3 protein-coding genes are annotated in these 1659 nt (G+C 61.4%); all 3 read right to left on the bottom strand.

The window, feature by feature from the left end:
* Positions 1-3 precede the first annotated feature (3 nt).
* Entirely contained in the window at positions 4-345 is a 342-nt protein-coding gene (locus EN750_RS33225) for an HNH endonuclease signature motif containing protein (RefSeq protein ID WP_127399186.1), read from the bottom strand.
* A 168-nt stretch (positions 346-513) separates the two neighbouring features.
* Positions 514-900, bottom strand: coding sequence for a hypothetical protein (locus tag EN750_RS33220; RefSeq protein ID WP_127399185.1), 387 nt, complete (start codon positions 898-900; stop codon positions 514-516).
* 69 nt (positions 901-969) lie between these two features.
* The coding region (locus EN750_RS33215; RefSeq protein ID WP_127399184.1) for a phage major capsid protein at positions 970-1659 on the bottom strand (690 nt) is incomplete at its 5' end.

Here is a 1659-nt window from a genome sequence, read left to right as displayed (position 1 = left end):
CCTCTACGTTGCGCGCCCAAAGCTACCATCGACGGCAGCCGTCTTTCTGCCATGGCAGGTCGGGCACATGCTGGCAAAGTTGGTGGGGTCGAGCCGCCTATGCGGTGCCTTGCGGATCGATACGATGTGGTCAACCAGCGTTGCCGGCTCACCGCACTCAACGCATGACGGATGGCTGGCCAAGTGTTTGGCGCGGGCTGCTTGCCAGTCGCCGTCATATCCGCGTGCGCGGGCCGAAGGCCGTTTGCTATCCGCGGTGGCCTTCCTAGCCTTGGCGCAGACGCACGTTAGGCCAGGCGGCACGACGCGACCGCACGCGCAAAGGCGCGGTCCTTTCGATGGCATGGTTGTCTCCATTGTGCGAGCGGGCCCCCAGCGTCCTGCGTGGCGGCCCGCTGCTTTGCGCGGGGGCACTACTCCCCACTTGCCGTGATCGATGCGGTAAGGTTGGCGGGCCGCGACGATCTTTCTCCGGCGCCGACCAGCACCGTTCAAACACCCGCCGGATGCCGATTAGGATGCCGGACGAACTTGGGCGTTGCCCTTGATCACGACAGCGCCGGCCACAATCGACGTGCCGGACGTCTTTGTAATTACGGCACGGATGTAACGGCGATTGCCGATATAGCCCTGTTTGTACGTAGACGTGGCAGCAAGGCTTGCCGGCAGCGTGCCGACCAGGTCGGCGGCAAGGACGTCGGTAAAGTCGCCGTCTGTCGTTGTGTCGGATTCCTGCATCTTAACAACGTAGAGACCGGAGGTCGTGATGGCGCCGGTATTGATGACGAGTGCGGCGCCGTTGTAGCCCAAAAGGTCAACAGCCGTGCCCTTCGTGGTAGCGGCATAGTCAACCGGAGCAAGCGTCTGAGCGGCCGAGATATTGTTTGCGAGATCGCGCATTAGAAATTCCTAATTTTGAGAATGAATGAGGAACGGGCGGCCACAAAAGACCGCCCGATATGAAATTGATTAAGAAGCGGCGACCTTGACCTTGCGGAACTTGGCCGGCTGGATAACGCCACCGCCAACGCGACGCGTTGCGTGAATGCGGGTGATGCCGTTGGTCGCCTGGATGTAGGGATTGACCAGAATCGACAAGGCCAGCCGGTCGACAATCCGATAACCAGAGAAGTCACCGAAGAGCACTGGATAGTTCCCGGCGCCAACGTCGGCCATGTCGACGGCCTCCAGTACAGGGCGGCCCAGCAGCGTTTCCGGCTGACCCAGCGCAAGCGCCGGCTGCCAGATATATGCGCCCGTCACAGAATCCTTCATCTTACGAACAGCGGCCAAGCTGGTGCCGTTCATAAGCCAACTACCGGCGTTGCGATAAGCGGCCGGAATAGCATACATCGCGTTGATAAGGCCGTCTGCCGTCAGCGTCGAAGCGCCACCCGAAACCGTCTCGCCGATGCTGGCGTTGGTCATCAAGCCTTCCGGGTCGAGCACATTCGTGCCGTTCACAAAGGCGGTGGCTTCCTTCTTGCCGAAGTCCTCAGCAAGCGCGAGGCGCACTTCGGCCTCGGCCTGGCCGGCACTGTCGGCGAGAAGCTGATTCGAGATGTCGACATAGGTGTTGACCTCGCGAATGATGACTTCGTGCTGGCCGAAAGTCGGTTCACTGCCGGTCTGCGCCTGCGCCTCTCCGCGCCATGCGGC

The organism is Mesorhizobium sp. M7A.F.Ca.ET.027.03.2.1 (genome assembly GCF_003999175.1).
GTDB lineage: Bacteria > Pseudomonadota > Alphaproteobacteria > Rhizobiales > Rhizobiaceae > Mesorhizobium.
This window is presented reverse-complemented; position numbering and strand designations above follow the sequence as displayed.

Excerpts from the sequence above, each read along its gene's own strand:
- EN750_RS33220 (WP_127399185.1), bottom strand. The coding sequence starts at position 900 with ATGCGCGATCTCGCAAACAATATCTCGGCCGCTCAGACGCTTGCTCCG.
- EN750_RS33225 (WP_127399186.1), bottom strand. The coding sequence starts at position 345 with ATGCCATCGAAAGGACCGCGCCTTTGCGCGTGCGGTCGCGTCGTGCCG.